We start from the raw sequence: 15,453 nt of genomic DNA, 5'->3' as shown, positions 1-15,453 counted from the left end.
TGGCAGCAACTGCGCCTAAATCTTCAGCTCTTTCCCCGTCACGCGCCGATACGCCTCCAGATACCGTTTGCTGGTCGCCTCCACCACGCTCGCCGGCAGCGGCGGCGGCGGGGCGTCGCCGTTCCAGCGGCCGGCGCGGCGCTCGACGTCGAGATAGTCGCGCAGCGGCTGCTTGTCGAAGCTCGCCTGTGGCTGGCCGGGCTTGTAGGCATCGACGGCCCAGAACCGCGACGAATCCGGCGTCATCACCTCGTCGATCAGGATGATGCGGCCGTCCTTGTCGCGGCCGAACTCGAACTTGGTGTCGGCGATGATGATGCCCTGCTCGCGCGCCAGCTCCTCGCCGAGCGTGTAGATCGCGCGCGTCATGCTCTCGAGCGTGTAGGCTGTCTCGTCGCCGACCACCTCGCGCATCCGCGCAATCGTGATGTTCTCGTCATGGCCGGTCTCGGCCTTGGTCGCCGGGCTGAAGATCGCTGGCTCCAGCTTCTCGCTCTCGACGAGGCCGGCCTTCAGCTTCTCGCCCGCGAGCGTGCCGCTGGCGGCGTATTCCTTCCAGGCCGATCCCGAGAGATAGCCGCGGATCACGCATTCGATCGGAAACACCGTGGTGCGGCGGGAGAGCATGGCGCGGCCGAGGATCTCGGCGCGATGCGGCTTCAAGGCGGGCACGGCCGCGATGATCTCGTCGGTGTCGGCGCTGATCATGTGATGCGGCACCACGCCTTCAAGCTCGTTGAACCAGAACGCGCTGATCTGGGTCAGCACCGCGCCCTTCATCGGGATGGTCTCGCCCATGACGACGTCGAAGGCGCTGATGCGGTCGGTGGTAAGGAGCAGCAGGCGGTCGTCGTCGACGGCATAGATGTCGCGCACCTTGCCGCGCCCGATCTTGGGGAGCGGCAGGTCGCTGGAGAGCATGGTGGTCATCGGCAAAGCTTTCGCAGACAGATCTTTCGAAGGCATGGCCTTCAGGCGGGAAATCCGGCCGCGCCTGACGGCACGGCCGGAAACCGGATTAGCCTATTCCGGCAACGGAATGAACTCATGTTCCTGAGGAACCGCCGCGAAGCGGCCGGTTTTCCAGTCCTGCTTGGCCTGCTCGATCCGCTCCTTGCTGGAGGAGACGAAATTCCACCAGATGTGGCGCGGGCCTTCCAGTGCATCGCCGCCGAGAAACATCATTCGCGTGGCCTTGAGTGCCTTCACGGTGATGCGGTCACCGGGGCGGAAGATCAGCAGCCGCGGCCCCTCATAGCGCTCGTTCGCGATCTCGACCTCGCCGTCGACCACGTAGATCGCGCGCTCCTCGTGATCGGGGTCAAGCGGCACGCTCGCGCCCGCGACCGCCGTGACCTCGGTGTAGAACCAGGGCGAGACCATGGACACCGGCGACGTGATGCCGAAGGCGGAGCCCGCGATCACCCGCGCGGTGAAATCCCGCTCGGAGATCATCGGCAGGTCGCCGGCGCCGTAATGCTGGAACGACGGTGCGATCTCTTCCGATCCGGCCGGCAGCGCGATCCAGCTTTGCAGGCCCAGCATCTGCTGGCCCGAGGCGCGCTGCGCATCCGGCGTGCGCTCGGAATGCGCGATGCCGCGGCCCGCCGTCATCAGGTTCATCGCGCCGGGCGCGATCTCCTGGACGTTGCCCTCGCTGTCGCGATGCATGATCGAGCCGTCGAACAGATAGGTGACGGTGGCAAGTCCGATATGCGGATGCGGCCGCACGTCCATGCCCTTGCCGGAAACGAACTGCACCGGGCCGAAATGATCGAAGAAGATGAAGGGTCCGACCATTTGCCGCCTGCCATGGGGCAGCGCGCGTCGCACGACGAAGCCGTCGCCGAGGTCGCGCGTGCGCGGCACGATCACAAGATCGAGCGCATCGCAGGACATGGGATCGCCGAGCACGGGATCGTTGGAGGGTTGCCAGCTCATGATGGACTCCTTTTAACTTTCTTGGCCACGATCGTAGCAGGATTTGGCGTCGCCGTCGCGACAAAGCCGGACAAGATGTTGTGGGGGCGGCGGTGCCACATTTTCAACTGTCATGCCCCGCCTAGTGCGCAATTGCGCACGGGGGCGGGGCATCCAGTACGCCGCGGCCTCTCGGCTCAATCACAACCGTCTCGGTGTACTGGATCGCCCGGTCAAGCCGGGCGATGACAGTTGGGGTGTGGATGGTCCTTGAAAAAAAGGACGTAACGAACGATGTTCGGCTGATTTCAACCGCGACCGATCGCATCACCCGATGACACTTGCCGCAACAGAACTCGCATTTCGCGCGGCGTCCGTGGCGCTGCTGCTGGTGCTTGCGGCGTCCTTGGTCTCGGATTTTCGCAATGTTCTGGCGGCCCGGCTCGGTGCGGCCTTCGCGCTGGGCTCAGCGGCGCACGCGGCGAGCTATTCGGTAGATGTCACGTCGCGGATCCCGCTCCTGCATGCGCCGCTGATCGCGCTCTCGACCGGCACCATCGTGGTGTTCTGGCTGTTCACACGCTCCCTGTTCGACGACGAGTTTCGCCTCCGCTGGTGGCACGGATGGGTCTGGGCGCTGGTGACCGCCTTCAGCTTCGCAGGCTGCGTCTGGATTGCACCCAGCGGCCATGTGCGGTTCTCGGTGACGGTGGTCAATCTGATCGCGCTCGGCTTCATCGCGCTCGCGGTCGGGCAGATGATCGCCTCCTGGCCGGCCGACCTGGTCGAGCGCCGCCGCCACGTTCGTGTCTTCATCGTCTGCGTAACCGCACTCTATGGCGGGCTGAACGCGGTACTCCAGATCGTCGTCGCCGGCCACCACGTCGGCGATGTCGCCGAAACCATCAATGCCGGCGTGCTTGCCTGCACCGTCGCGGCGATCGTCTATGCCATGATGCGCGTTGACGGGGCGGATCTGTTTCCGGCTGCGGCGGAGCCCGCACCGCCGATTGTTTTCAGTCAGCCTGCAGCCGATGACGCGGCCGATCAAAAGCTCATCGACGCCCTGATGCGGCTGATGGCCGACGAGCGGATCTATCGCCAGGAGAACATCACCATCGGCGTCCTGGCGGGCCGGCTGAAGATTCCCGAATACCGGCTGCGCCGGCTGATCAACCAGCGGCTCGGCTACCGCAACTTCAATGTCTTCCTGAACAACCACCGCATCGAGGAAGCCAAGGCCGCGCTCGCCGATCCCGCCCAGGCCGAGGTCCCGGTCATCACCATCGCCATGGACGCCGGCTTCCAGTCGCTCGGCCCGTTCAACCGCGCCTTCAAGGCGGTCACCGGCGTGACGCCGACGGAGTACCGGCGGCTGAAGGTGAATGCGGCGTAACCGGCTCTTCGCCTCTCCCCGCGTGCGGGGAGAGGCCGACGCGCGAAGCGCGGCGGGTGAGGGGGAGCCTCCGCGAGTCCAACTCTCACCGCCCCCGCGGAGGCTCCCCCTCACTCCAACCCTCTCCCCGCAAGCGGGGCGGGGGAGCGGACCACCGTCGTGACTGCATCCTCGCATTGCTTTGAAATATTTGAGTTATTTCGGAATCGGCCAGCACCCGCTCGGTTTCAGCCACGCTATTTTCCAAATCCGGCGAGCGCGTGTCGCCCGCATCCGGCCTGCTCTCCCGCACCTGCCCCGAAGCCGGAGAAAGCCCGTGACCCGCCGCCGCAAGATCATCCTCCTCACCACCACCATCGTCGCTGCCGGCCTCGCGCTCGGCGCGGCGCGGGCGCACGACGTGCCCAGGATCGCCACCGGCTTCGTCGCCGACATCCTGTGCTCCGAGACGTTCGTCTCGGGCCTGGATATCAGGCGGACCTTCGCCGAAACCATGGACGCCATGCCGGGCACCAGTCTGATCACCTGGGCGATGGACTATCAGGTCGATCGCGCGCGCAAGGACGTCACGGTGACATTGTTCGGCATCGGCCGCAGCCATGCCGTCTATCGCGAGGGGCTCGGCTGCACGCTGGAGCACGGCGCGGCGATCGCCGACGTCACCGTGCCTGCGGACGACAGGCAGCCGGCGCTGCTGCCCGAGATCGCCGGCCCTGCGATCGTGCCGCCGCAGAGTCCCGAGCTTGCCGCCGCGCTCGACCGTGCCTTTGCGGAGCCCGCGCAGCCGCCTCATCGCCGCACCCGCGCGGTCGTCGTGATGAAGGCGGGCCGCATCATCGCCGAGCGCTATGCGGACGGCCTCGGACCGGAGACACCGCTGCTCGGCTTCTCCATGACGAAATCGGTGATCTCGGCGCTGACGGGCGTGCTGGTGCGCCAGGGCAAGCTGAAGCTCGATGGGCCTGCGCCGGTCGCAGCCTGGAAAGATCCTGACGATCCGCGCCACGCCATTACCGTCGATCAGCTGCTGCGCCACACTGCGGGCCTTGCGCTCGGCAGCTCATTGGAGGCTTCGCTCGGCTCCGCCTTCGAGCCCGTCAACCGGATGAAGTTCATGGAATCCGACATGGCCACCTATGCGGAGAGCATCCCGCTCGAGACCGCACCGGGCACCGCGTGGAACTATCACGACGGCAACACCATCATTCTCGCGCATCTGATCCGCGTTGCTGCCGGCGGTACCCCCGAAGACGCGCTGCGCTTCGCGCGCCGCGAATTGTTCGCTCCGCTCGGCATGCGTCATGTCACGCTCCAGCTCGACGGTGCCGGCACGGTCGAGGGCTCCAGCGAAATGCTGGCGACCGCGCGTGACTGGGCGCGGTTCGGCCAGCTCTATCTCAATGACGGCCTCGCCGGCGGCAAGCGCATCCTCCCCGAGGGATGGGTGAACTATTCGGCGACGGCGACGCCAAACGCGTGGGTCGGCATCGGCGCCGGCTTCTGGACCAACCACGGCGACAGCTTTGGCGCGAACCTTCGCATCACACACGGCTGGCCGCGCGATGCCTTCTTCGCCAAGGGCACGATCGGGCAGTACACGATCGTCATTCCCTCGGAGCGACTCGTGATCGTGCGGCTCGGCCGCTCGCCGAACTGGCCGCCGGAGGCGGACGGCGTGTTCGATCTCGTGCGCGACGTGGTGGCCGCAACGCGCGAGAAGGGGAAGCTGGCGGGGGTGAATTGATTTAACCTCTCCCCGCTTGCGGGGAGAGGTCGGATTGCGCAGCAATCCGGGTGAGGGGGTACAGGTCTCGCGGCCATCTCATTCGCGGAGAGATGCCCCTCACCCCAACCCTCTCCCCGTAAGAACGGGGAGAGGGGGAAGAGAGAGTCCTACCTCCCCAATTCCGTCGCCTTCGCCACGCGGTCGAACCGCTCCAGCGTCAGGATCGCGTCGGCAAATTTCTCCGCCCGCGCATTCAGCACCGGGCGCGCCAGCGTCAAGAATTTCTGCTGCATCGCCTGCGCATCGGGAAACGAATTCGGCTCGCCGGAGGGATCGGCATACAGCCGCTCGTGCACGCCGTCGTCCGTCGTGATGCTGACGCGCGCGCCGAACGGATGGGTGCGGCCGATCTCGAGCCGGTCGTCCTGCACCACGTCGAACTTGTCGGCGAGCGCGTCGATGGCGGTATCGCCGAGGCGGTTGTAGTCGTCCCAACCAAAGCTGCCCTGATCGAGCGCGAGCGCGCCGGTGAAGAACATCGAGAACTGGCCGCCGACGATCGAGGTCGGATGCCGCTTGGTCGCGGCATCACCGGTCAGCGTGATGCCGTTGCGATGCAGGCCGATCTCGACGCGCTTGACCTGGTCTGGCGTCAGATTGTGCTCGCGCCGCATCGCGATCAGCGCGTCGATTGCGGCATGGGTGTAGCGGCAGCTCGGATACGGCTTCACGCCGATCTTCATCGTCTCATAGGTCTTGCCGAGCTCGGCGACGGCCTTGCCGGGATGCGCGTCGTCGGTGTAGCCGGTGAGCAGGCCGTGCTTGCCCTCGACCGATTCGGTCGCGCCGACGAAATCGTTGCGCGCCAGCGTCGCGGCGATCACGCCGTTCATCGCGGCGGCGCCGACTTGGTAGCGCTTGTTCCAGGCGCCGTTGACCAGGAATTGCAGCGAGCCGGCGGCCTGGCTGCCGGAGACGCCGAAGGCGGCGATGATCTGCTTTTCGCTGAGGCCGAACAGTTTTCCGGCCGCGGCGGCCGCGCCATAGGTGCCGGCGGTCGCGGTCGGATGGAAGCCGCGCGCATAATGCGAGGTCGGGTCGAGCGCGTTGCCGAGCCGGCAGCAGACTTCATAGCCCGCCACGATCGCGGTCAGCACGTCGCGCCCGGAAGCGCCGACCATCTCGCCGACGGCGAACGCGGCCGGAACGACCGGCGCGCTCGGATGCAGCGAAGAATCCGCATGCGTGTCGTCGAAATCGAGGGAATGGCCGAGTGCGCCGTTCAGCAGCGCCGCCACCGCCGGGGTCCAGGTCTTGCTGTCGCCGAACACGGTGGACTCGCCCCTGGTGTCGAGCGCGAGCGCCTCCAGCATCTTCAGGATCGAGGGGGTGGATTCCGCTTCGCTTCTGGCCCGGATCGCGCTGCCGAGGAAATCCAGCGTCAACACCTTGGCGCGATCCAGCACTTCCGCCGGAATATCCTGGTATTTCAGATTGAAGACATAGGCGGCGAGCGTTGCGGTTTCGTGGGCCATCGTGTTTCCTCGTTTTGGCGCGCAAGTTAGGCGGGCTGATTTGGCCTTTCAAGCGGCCTTGGGGCCGCGGGCATCAGCTATGCTTTTGGCAGGCGCAAGAGGATCGGACCGGGACATTCGACGATGGCACTCGCAAGACAAATGTTCGACCGGATCCGATCACGGCGGACGCAGTTGGGGTTGGCCATCCGGGTCACGGTCGCCGCGGTGGCGGCCTATGCCATCGCCACCGCGCTGCATCTGTTGCTGCCGCTCTGGGCGGTGCTGACCTCGCTGATCGTGACCCAGATGAGCGTCGGCCGCTCGCTGAAGGCGACACGCGACTACGTGCTTGGCACGATCGGCGGCGCCATCTATGGCGGCGCCATCGCGATCCTGATCCCTTACTCTACCGAGGCGGGCCTGTTGGGGCTGCTGGTGCTGGCGGTCGCGCCGCTCGCCTTCGTGGCCGCGATCAACCCAAGCCTCAACGCGGCGACGGTGACCGCGATCATCGTGCTGCTGGTTCCGACCATGCATCATTCCGATCCCATGACCTCGGCGATCGATCGCGTCAGCGAGGTCGGGGTCGGCGCCATCACGGGATTGCTCGTTTCGTTCCTGGTGCTGCCCTCACGCGCGGTGCGGCAGATCCGCGCCAGCGCGGCAAGACTGCTCGAACTGATCGCGGACGCCTTCACCGAGCTGCTCGCGGGTCTCACGCGCGGCCGCGACAACGATGCGCTGCACCGGATCCAGGACGGCATCGGCACCGCGATGGTGGGCATGAATGCCATCGGTGCAGAAGCCGAACGCGAGCGTGCCGCGCGCCTGTCGAGCGGGCCCGATACCGGTCCCTTGCTGCGAACGGTGCTGCGGCTGCGCCATGACGTCGTGATGATCGGCCGCGCCACCGTCGTCCCGCTGCCGGTCGAGGTGCAGATGCGGCTCGCCGCGCCGCTGGCGGAGGTCAGTGCGGCGATCGTGCGCTTCCTGCGGTCGGCGGCCGAAGCGTTGCGGGCTGGCGCCGGCGCGCCGCCGATCCATCCCGTGCATGTCGCGCTTCAGCACTACGCCGAGGCGGTTGCCGCCGTGCGCCAGGACGGTCTGATCCGCGGCCATTCCGGCGACACCGCCGAGCGCTTCTTCGCCATCGGCTTCTCGCTGGAGCAGATGCACCAGAATCTCTGCGATCTCGACCGCGTCGTCGGCGAGTGGTCGGAGGCAGCAAGCGACAAGCCCGCGCGCGTGGCGGAGTGAGCCGGTGCTGGAACTAGCAGGCCGATGCGACCCGCCGGTCACGCTGGATCAGCAGTGCCAGAGAGACAGCTCCAGCCACCAACAGCGCCCAGTCTTGCGGCACGCGGAGCAGTATCGCGGCGCTGCCGCCGACAAGCGACCATAGAAACGGGATCACAAGGAGCCAGCGCGGGACCGGCTGCCTTGTCAGCAGCAACATGCCGAAGCTGAAGATGGTGACGGGACACGGCGTGACTCCGAACATCGGCAGTTCGTTGGGGTGCTGACCCATCTCGAGGCCGAACAGGGGGTAGATCGCCGCCGCGTAGAACACGAACGCGACTCCGATAACCCCCGCTGATTCCTCATTGTAGTCGAAATCGATCCGGTTTTGGCACACGCCGAAATAGACGAAGGCCGCAGCCTGGACGACAAACAATGCGCCGAAAATGTAGGCCAGCTTGTTGATCGTTGCGAAGAAGGTCAGGTGATAGACGATCCCGGTCCATGCCCACATCGCCGCAAGAATGCCGGCGACGATCTGATCGGCCCATCTGTCCTTGCGAAACACCAGCACGAAGGCCAGCCCGCCCAACAGATATGCGAGAACCTGCATCGGCCAGATTGCCCGGTTGTAGCTCGCAAAAACACCTAGGAATTGCTCGATCGTGAACGGCAGCATGATCGCGGCTCCTTCCGCGAGGAGACGCTATGCAGCCGGCGAGATGCGTCATTTGACCGGGATCAACGCGGATGCACGCCCGGCCGCGGCATGTTGACCTATGGCGGTCATGGGCCGAGGCCGGTACGCATCAGGACTTGCCCTACCGCTTCGTCAGGCCCTTGTCCTGCATGCGCCAGACCAAGAGATCGATGCGGTCCTGGCCGAAGAACGGCTCGTTCTCGAACACGAAGGTCGGCACGCCCCAATGGCCGGAGGCGGCGAGGTCCTTCTCGTTCGCCGCGATCACCTGCTCGTAACGATCCGGATCGGCGCTGATTGCAGCATCCATCGCGGCGAGATCGAAGCCGGCCTTCTCGGCCGCGCGGGCGAGATGATCGCCTTCGTTCCAGCCCGCCACCGAGCCGTCCCATAGCACGCGCGCGATCGCATCGGTGAATGCGAGCGAACGGCCCTCGAGCTGCGCCATCGCGCCCAGCCGGGTCAGGCGGTGGATGTAGGGTTGCTCGGCCGCGACATCGAACGTCGTCTTGTCTTGCACGATCGGATCTGGCCTCGGAAAGCGGAATGGAATGCCCTCGTGCTGCGCTACGCGCGTGCTGTCGAGCACCACATAGCGAATGAAGTTCGGGCTGGCCTTCTTGAAGAAGCCGGGGACGCGGACTGCGAGCGGATAGACCGGTCGCAGGTTCACCGCGAGGTCATACTCCGCGACGAGCTTCAGCGTCTTCGGCAGCGCCAGATAGCTGAAGGGACTGCGGTAGGAGTAGAAGAGGTCGACGGACAGGGTCATCTCGCCGGTTCCGCGATGCGCTTCATCATGCCGCGGACCACGAACTTGTGGAAGGGCATGATGAGGGCGAGATAGGTCCGGCCGAGCAGATTGTGGGTGCGCACCAGCGTGGTCGATGTCACCTGGCGGTCCGCCTCCGTTCCGGCGACATCGACGACGAGGCGGAAATCGAGATGGGAATCGTTGAAGCCCGCGACCAGCCGCTCGGGTGTTTCGCTGACCACCGGAAACAATCCGATCAGGCCATACGGCGCCGGTGCGCCTTCGCCCGAGGTCTTCAGTCCGAACGGTCTCACCAGGATGTTGCGCAGGCGTATGAGCGCATCGACCCAGCGCGGTCCGTGGAGAACCATCCGCACGCAGGCCTCGCGGGCATTCACCGCCGTTGCGCCGATCTCCACGCGAAATGCGTCCATGAACTGCGCGCCCGCCAGCAGCGTGCCGGCGTCGACATTGGGAGGAACTTCGCGGACTGTGCCGATCATCCCGCCAGTCTGCGCGCCAGCATCCGGAAGCGCAAGACCAGGAGGCCGGCATAGACGAACGTGCCGATCGAGAATCCGATCCAGACGCCGACTGCGCCCAGCCCGGTGTGGAAAGCCAGGACCCAGGCGACGGGAAAGGCGACGCACCAATAGCCGATCGCCGCGAACACCAGCGTCATCCTGGTGTCATTGATGCCGCGCAGTGCGCCACCCATAATGGTCTGGAGGCCGTCGGCGATGAAGAAGGTCGCGCCGACCAGCAGCAGTGTCGCCGTCAGCTCGATCGTTGCCGCGCTGGCCTCGCTGCCGCCGAAGAACAGCCGTCCGAGCTCGTAGCGGCCGAGGATGATGGCAACCGTCAGGGCCGAGACCAGCGCCACGCCAAGCACCGCAGCGACGAGGCCCGCACGTCTCACCGCGGCCGGGTCGTTGCGGCCGAAGGCGTGGCCGACGCGGACCGTCGCCGCCATGCCGATGCCGAGCGGGACCATGAACAGCACGGCCGTGACCTGGAGCGCAATCTGGTGCGCGGCAAGCGCCGTGGTCGAGATCAACCCCATCAGCAGCGCGGCGGACGAGAACAGGCCATATTCCAGCAGCAGGGAAAACGAGATCGGCGCGCCGAGCGCGATGAGCTGGCGCATCAGGGGCCAGTCGATCCGCCAGAGATGGGCGAGCGGGCGGTAGTCCGCGAATGGTTTTCGCCATGCGGCGATGGCGAGCACGGCGAGGAAGGTGCCGAGATTGACGAGCGTGGTCGCGAGCCCGGCGCCGAACAGGCCGAGCTCCGGCAGGCCGAACAACCCGTGGATCAGGACATAGACCAGCGCGGCATTGACGGGGATCGCCGCGACCGTGATCCACAGCGGCGGCTGCGGCCGGTTCACCGCGCTCATCATGCTGCGCAGCGCGATGAAGCCGAGCGCCGGTGCGATGCCCCAGGCGAGGCCGTTCAGATAGCGCTGGGCGAGCGCGGCCGATTGCGGCACCTGTCCGAGAGCGATCAGGATGTGTTCGCCATAAAGCGGCGAGGCCATCATCGGCAGCGAGATCAGCAGCGCGACCCACAGGCCGACGCGCAAGGCGCGGCGGATGCGCCTGACGTCGCCGGCGCCGAACGCCTGCGCCACCAGCGGCGACACCGCAGCCATCAATCCGAGCCCGAAGGTAAAGCTGACGAAATAAACCGTATGCGCCAGCGCGGCGGCGGCGACCGCATCCTCGCCGAGCCGGCCGATCAGCGCGAGATCGGTCGTGATCATCGCGATCTGCCCGAGCTGCGTCAGCATCATCGGCACGGCCAGCCGCAGCGTCTCGACGAACTCATCGGCGAGATGGTTTTGCGGCACGCCGGATTGCGGCTGCGAATGATGTTGCACGGTGTCGAGCATGGTCACTCAATAGCATCACTGAGCGACGAAAACATGGCCCGTGTTTTTTCCCTCTCCCCGTTCTTACGGGCCGCGACGAGCTTTGCTCGCGCTGAGAGGGTTGGGGTGAGGGGCCTGTTTCCGCAGAAAAGATGGCAGTTGGATTCGCGGAGGCTCCCCCTCACCCGGATTGCATCTGCGATGCAATCCGGCCTCTCCCCGCAAGCGGGGAGAGGCAAAGACCTCAGCTCTTCCTTTCCGGCACGCGCTTGATCTTCGCGCCCAGCGCGTTCAGCCGCTCCTCGATGCGCTCGTAGCCGCGCTCGATCTGGTCGGCGTTGTTGATGGTCGAGGTGCCCTCGGCGCAGACCGCGGCCAGCAGCATCGCCATGCCGGCGCGGATGTCGGGCGAGGTCATCGGCGCGCCGCGCAGGCGGCTGGGGCCGGCGATGATGGCGCGATGCGGATCGCAGAGCACGATACGCGCGCCCATCGCGATCAGCTTGTCGACGAAGAACATCCGCGATTCGAACATCTTCTCGAACATCAGGATCACGCCCTCGCATTGCGTGGCGGTGACAATCGCGATCGACATCAGATCGGCCGGGAAGGCCGGCCATGGCTGGTCCTCCAGCTTCGGCACGTGGCCGCCGAAATCGTCCTGGATCTTCAGCGTCTGGTTCGAGGGCACGATGAGGTCGTCGCCCTCGACGCGGCAGACGATGCCGAGCCGTTCGAAACCCATGCGGATCGAGCGCAGATGCTCGACACCGGCGCGCACGATGCGAAGCGGCGAGCGCGTCACGGCGGCAAGCCCGATCAGCGAGCCGACCTCGATATGGTCGGGCTGGATCCGGTAGGTCGCTTCCCCCAGCGTCGCCGGCCCGTGCACGATCATGGTGTTGGTGCCGATGCCCTCGATTTTGGCGCCGAGCGCGACCAGGAAGTTGGCGAGGTCCTGCACATGCGGCTCGGAGGCGGCGTTGCGCAAATAGGTGACGCCGTCGGCGGCGACCGCCGCCACCAGCGCGTTCTCGGTCGCGGTGACGCTCGGCTCGTCCAGGAACACGTCCGCGCCGGCGAGCTTTGGCGCGCGGAATTCGAGCCGGTCGGTCGCGGTGACTTTGGCCCCGAGCTGTTCCAGCGCCAGCACATGGGTGTCGAGCCGGCGGCGGCCGATGACGTCGCCGCCGGGCGGCGGCAGCATCACCTCGCCGCAGCGGGCGAGCAGGGGGCCCGCGAGCAGGATCGAGGCGCGGATGCGGACGCAGAGCTCGGGGTCGAGATCCGCAGCGCGGATGCTCTTGGCATGGATATGAAGCGTGTTGCGGGCGGTCCACTCCGCCGCCGCGCCGACCGAGCGGATCAGCTCGACCAGCGTCTCCGTGTCGCGGATCCGCGGCACGTTCTCCAGCGTCACCGGATGCTCGGTGAGCAGCGCGGCGGCGATGATCGGGAGCGCCGAATTCTTGTTGCCGGACGGCTCGATCGAGCCCGAGAGCCGGTGACCGCCCTCGACGATGTACTGGATGGGCGCCACGGTGGTTCTCGCTGTCCTGTTGGGTGGGGCGGGCTACTTTGGAGGCGCAAACTACCGAGATTTGGGCACGGTAGCAATTCGGGCTTGATGGTCGCCACGAAGGAGGTGTGCTCCCTCTCCCGCTTGCGGGGGAGGGCTGGGGTGGGGGTGCTTCAGCGGTGGGGTTGTCGAAATCTACGGAGAATATCCCCGCGAGGAGAAAGCCCTCACCCGCCGCGCGCGGGACGATGCTTCGCATCGCCCGGGGCGCGCCGACCTCTCCCGCAAGCGGGAGAGGTGCAACGAGGTCGGGGCTAGATATCGATCGTCGCGCTCAGCGAATGTTCCTGGATGAAGTCGCGGCGCGGCTCGACCACGTCGCCCATCAGCTTGGTGAAGATGTCGTCGGCCTCGTCGACCTCCTTGACCTTCACCTGGAGCAGCGAGCGCGCATTGGTATCCAGCGTTGTTTCCCAGAGCTGCTCCGGGTTCATCTCACCCAGTCCTTTGTAGCGCTGCAGGGTGACGCCCTTGCGGCCGGCGTCGGTGACCGCTTCGAACAGATCGACCGGACCGTGGACCGTGTGCTCGACGTCCTTGCGCCGCAGGTTGCCGGGGCGGGCATAAACATCCTGCAGCTTGGGCGTAAATTCGTCGAGCTTGCGGGCCTCGGCCGAGCCCAGGAACGCGGAGTCAATGATCGCGACGTCCTTGACCCCGCGCACAGTGCGCTCGAACTGGAAGCCCTGGCCTTCCACGTAGTGGCCGACCCATCCGCGTTCGACATCCTCGGCCTGCTTGTCCAGCCGTCCGGCGACGTATTGGGCGGCCGCGGCGGCCTTGTCGGGATCGCCGTAGATGTCCTTGTTCAGCACGCCCGTGATGGCGGCCTGCTCGACGACCTTGCGGTTGTAGCGGGTGTGCAGATTGCGCAGGATGCTGCGAACGACGCGGGCGTCGTCGATCAGTCCGCGCAGGTCACGGCCGCTGCGGTCGCCGCCGGTGCCGGGCGTGAATATGCAATCATCGAGACCGGTCTCGATCAAATAGTCCTCCAGCGCCCGCTCGTCCTTCAGGTACTGCTCGGACTTGCCTCTGGAGACCTTATAGAGCGGCGGCTGGGCGATGTAGAGATAGCCGCCGTCGATGATGTCGCGCATCTGCCGGTAGAAGAAGGTGAGCAGCAGCGTGCGGATGTGGGCGCCGTCGACGTCGGCGTCCGTCATCACGATGATCTTGTGATAGCGCAGCTTCTCGATCGAGAACTCGTCGCTGATGCCGGTGCCGAGCGCCGTGATCAGCGTGCCGATCTGCTCGCTTCCCAGCATCTTGTCGGGACGCACGCGCTCCACGTTGAGGATCTTGCCGCGCAGCGGCAGCACCGCCTGGAATTCGCGGTTGCGGCCTTGCTTGGCGCTGCCGCCTGCCGAGTCGCCCTCGACGATGAAGAGTTCGGACTTGGCCGGATCCTTTTCCTGGCAGTCGGCGAGCTTGCCGGGCAGCGAGGAGACCGAGAGCGGGCTCTTGCGCGTCAGCTCGCGCGCCTTTCGCGCGGCTTCGCGGGCGGCTGCGGCCTGGATCACCTTGCCGACGATCATCTTGGCTTCGCTAGGGTGCTCCTCGAACCAGGCCTGGAGCGCCTCGTTGAGCACGTTCTCGACCACGGGACGCACTTCCGAGGACACCAGCTTGTCCTTGGTCTGCGACGAAAACTTCGGATCGGGCACCTTGACCGACAGAACGGCGGTGAGGCCTTCGCGGCAATCGTCGCCGGTCAGCGCGATCTTTTCCTTCTTCGCATTGGCCTCGGCATAGCCGTTGACCTGGCGCGTCAGCGCGCCGCGGAAGCCGGCGAGATGGGTGCCGCCGTCGCGCTGCGGGATGTTGTTGGTGAAGCACAGCACGTTCTCGTGGTAGCTGTCGTTCCACCACAGCGCCGCCTCGACGCCGATGCCGTTGGCTTCCGCGCGCACCATGATCGGCGCCGGCACGATCGCCTTCTTGTTGCGGTCGAGATATTTGACGAATTCCTCGACGCCGCCGGAATAGTGCATCTCCTCGCGCTTCTCGACCGCGTGGCGCATGTCGGAGAGGGCGATGTTGACGCCGGAGTTGAGGAAGGCGAGCTCGCGCAGGCGGTGCTCGAGCGTCGCGAAATCATATTCGATGTTCTTGAAGGTGTCGGGCGAGGCCAGGAACGTCACCTCGGTGCCGCGCTTGCCCGGCGCGTCGCCGACCACCACCAGCGGTGCGACGGCATCGCCATGGGCGAACTCGATGTAGTGCTCCTTGTTGTCGCGCCAGATGCGCAAGCCGAGCTTGCTCGACAGCGCATTCACGACGGAGACGCCGACGCCGTGCAGGCCGCCGGACACCTTGTAGGAGTTCTGGTCGAACTTTCCGCCGGCATGGAGCTGGGTCATGATGACCTCGGCCGCCGAGATGCCTTCACCCTTGTGGATGTCGACGGGAATGCCGCGGCCGTCGTCGCGCACGGTGACGGAATTGTCGGCATTGAGCACGACATCGACGCGCGTGGCGTGGCCTGCGAGCGCCTCGTCGATCGCGTTGTCGACGACCTCGTACACCATGTGGTGCAGGCCCGAGCCGTCGTCGGTGTCGCCGATATACATGCCCGGGCGCTTGCGGACGGCATCGAGACCCTTGAGCACGCGGATCGATTCCGCCCCGTAATCGCTCGGATTTGAGGGCTCGTTTTCGGCAGGCGTCTGCCGAGCAGGTTCTGTCATAAGAGGCCTTCGAGATGTCGCCCGAATCAGCCGCGCAAAAGGCGCTGATGTGAGGCTAT

12 protein-coding genes are annotated in these 15,453 nt (G+C 66.0%); 3 read left to right on the top strand and 9 right to left on the bottom strand.

From position 1 onward, the window contains the following. Positions 1 to 15: 15 nt before the first annotated feature. Both AAFG50_RS41315 and AAFG50_RS41310 read right to left on the bottom strand, forming a co-directional pair. Positions 16 to 930, bottom strand: a complete 915-nt coding sequence (locus tag AAFG50_RS41315) for a phosphoribosylaminoimidazolesuccinocarboxamide synthase (RefSeq protein ID WP_028172538.1) — start codon at positions 928 to 930, stop codon at positions 16 to 18. Positions 931 to 1,023: 93 nt separating this feature from the next. Then, on the bottom strand, positions 1,024 to 1,941 hold the full coding sequence (locus AAFG50_RS41310) for a pirin family protein (RefSeq protein WP_028172539.1): 918 nt from the start codon (positions 1,939 to 1,941) through the stop codon (positions 1,024 to 1,026). A gap of 313 nt (positions 1,942 to 2,254) precedes the next feature. On the opposite strand from AAFG50_RS41310, the gene AAFG50_RS41305 reads away from it, so the two are divergent. Both AAFG50_RS41305 and AAFG50_RS41300 read left to right on the top strand, forming a co-directional pair. Next, positions 2,255 to 3,316 (top strand): helix-turn-helix domain-containing protein, encoded by a 1,062-nt coding sequence (locus AAFG50_RS41305; protein WP_028172540.1) that lies wholly within the window; start codon positions 2,255 to 2,257, stop codon positions 3,314 to 3,316. A gap of 316 nt (positions 3,317 to 3,632) precedes the next feature. Continuing rightward, on the top strand, positions 3,633 to 5,060 hold the full coding sequence (locus tag AAFG50_RS41300) for a serine hydrolase (RefSeq protein WP_028172541.1): 1,428 nt from the start codon (positions 3,633 to 3,635) through the stop codon (positions 5,058 to 5,060). A gap of 149 nt (positions 5,061 to 5,209) precedes the next feature. Here the strand turns inward: AAFG50_RS41300 and AAFG50_RS41295 are convergent, their stop codons facing one another. Next, positions 5,210 to 6,577: an MmgE/PrpD family protein gene (locus tag AAFG50_RS41295; protein WP_028172542.1), complete on the bottom strand. Its 1,368-nt coding sequence runs from the start codon at positions 6,575 to 6,577 to the stop codon at positions 5,210 to 5,212. 123 nt (positions 6,578 to 6,700) lie between these two features. On the opposite strand from AAFG50_RS41295, the gene AAFG50_RS41290 reads away from it, so the two are divergent. After that, positions 6,701 to 7,816 (top strand): FUSC family protein, encoded by a 1,116-nt coding sequence (locus AAFG50_RS41290; protein WP_028172543.1) that lies wholly within the window; start codon positions 6,701 to 6,703, stop codon positions 7,814 to 7,816. A 13-nt stretch (positions 7,817 to 7,829) separates the two neighbouring features. Here the strand turns inward: AAFG50_RS41290 and AAFG50_RS41285 are convergent, their stop codons facing one another. From AAFG50_RS41285 to gyrB, 6 genes are all read right to left on the bottom strand, one after another. Then, a complete protein-coding gene (locus AAFG50_RS41285; protein WP_011083640.1) occupies positions 7,830 to 8,477 on the bottom strand; it encodes a DUF6064 family protein in 648 nt (215 codons plus the stop codon). Between the two features lie 142 nt (positions 8,478 to 8,619). Next, positions 8,620 to 9,270: a 2-hydroxychromene-2-carboxylate isomerase gene (locus tag AAFG50_RS41280; protein WP_028172545.1), complete on the bottom strand. Its 651-nt coding sequence runs from the start codon at positions 9,268 to 9,270 to the stop codon at positions 8,620 to 8,622. Continuing rightward, positions 9,267 to 9,755 (bottom strand): DUF2867 domain-containing protein, encoded by a 489-nt coding sequence (locus AAFG50_RS41275; RefSeq protein ID WP_028172546.1) that lies wholly within the window; start codon positions 9,753 to 9,755, stop codon positions 9,267 to 9,269. The genes AAFG50_RS41280 and AAFG50_RS41275 overlap by 4 nt, the downstream gene beginning before the upstream one ends. Then, the gene (locus AAFG50_RS41270) at positions 9,752 to 11,146 is read right to left on the bottom strand and encodes an MATE family efflux transporter (RefSeq protein WP_028172547.1); all 1,395 of its coding nucleotides are present in this window, start codon (positions 11,144 to 11,146) and stop codon (positions 9,752 to 9,754) included. Before AAFG50_RS41270 ends, AAFG50_RS41275 begins: the two co-directional genes overlap by 4 nt. Positions 11,147 to 11,369: 223 nt before the next feature. After that, positions 11,370 to 12,665 (bottom strand): UDP-N-acetylglucosamine 1-carboxyvinyltransferase, encoded by a 1,296-nt coding sequence (gene murA, locus AAFG50_RS41265; protein WP_028172548.1) that lies wholly within the window; start codon positions 12,663 to 12,665, stop codon positions 11,370 to 11,372. 293 nt (positions 12,666 to 12,958) lie between these two features. Next, complete coding sequence (gyrB, locus tag AAFG50_RS41260; protein WP_011083645.1) at positions 12,959 to 15,394, bottom strand: DNA topoisomerase (ATP-hydrolyzing) subunit B; 2,436 nt, start codon at positions 15,392 to 15,394, stop codon at positions 12,959 to 12,961. Between the last annotated feature and the right edge of the window lie 59 nt (positions 15,395 to 15,453).

The sequence above is a fragment of the Bradyrhizobium sp. B039 genome, from assembly GCF_038965675.1.
GTDB lineage: Bacteria > Pseudomonadota > Alphaproteobacteria > Rhizobiales > Xanthobacteraceae > Bradyrhizobium > Bradyrhizobium diazoefficiens.
The sequence above is the reverse complement of the archived record's forward strand: the minus strand, read 5'-3'. Positions and strand labels throughout refer to the sequence as shown.

What these genes read in the sequence shown, in the direction of transcription:
- AAFG50_RS41280 (WP_028172545.1), bottom strand. Translation starts at nt 9,270, where the DNA reads ATGACCCTGTCCGTCGACCTCTTCTACTCCTACCGCAGTCCCTTCAGC.
- AAFG50_RS41295 (WP_028172542.1), bottom strand. Translation starts at nt 6,577, where the DNA reads ATGGCCCACGAAACCGCAACGCTCGCCGCCTATGTCTTCAATCTGAAA.
- AAFG50_RS41275 (WP_028172546.1), bottom strand. Translation starts at nt 9,755, where the DNA reads ATGATCGGCACAGTCCGCGAAGTTCCTCCCAATGTCGACGCCGGCACG.
- AAFG50_RS41315 (WP_028172538.1), bottom strand. Translation starts at nt 930, where the DNA reads ATGACCACCATGCTCTCCAGCGACCTGCCGCTCCCCAAGATCGGGCGC.
- AAFG50_RS41285 (WP_011083640.1), bottom strand. Translation starts at nt 8,477, where the DNA reads ATGCTGCCGTTCACGATCGAGCAATTCCTAGGTGTTTTTGCGAGCTAC.
- AAFG50_RS41305 (WP_028172540.1), top strand. Translation starts at nt 2,255, where the DNA reads ATGACACTTGCCGCAACAGAACTCGCATTTCGCGCGGCGTCCGTGGCG.
- gyrB (WP_011083645.1), bottom strand. Translation starts at nt 15,394, where the DNA reads ATGACAGAACCTGCTCGGCAGACGCCTGCCGAAAACGAGCCCTCAAAT.
- AAFG50_RS41290 (WP_028172543.1), top strand. Translation starts at nt 6,701, where the DNA reads ATGGCACTCGCAAGACAAATGTTCGACCGGATCCGATCACGGCGGACG.
- AAFG50_RS41270 (WP_028172547.1), bottom strand. Translation starts at nt 11,146, where the DNA reads ATGCTCGACACCGTGCAACATCATTCGCAGCCGCAATCCGGCGTGCCG.
- AAFG50_RS41310 (WP_028172539.1), bottom strand. Translation starts at nt 1,941, where the DNA reads ATGAGCTGGCAACCCTCCAACGATCCCGTGCTCGGCGATCCCATGTCC.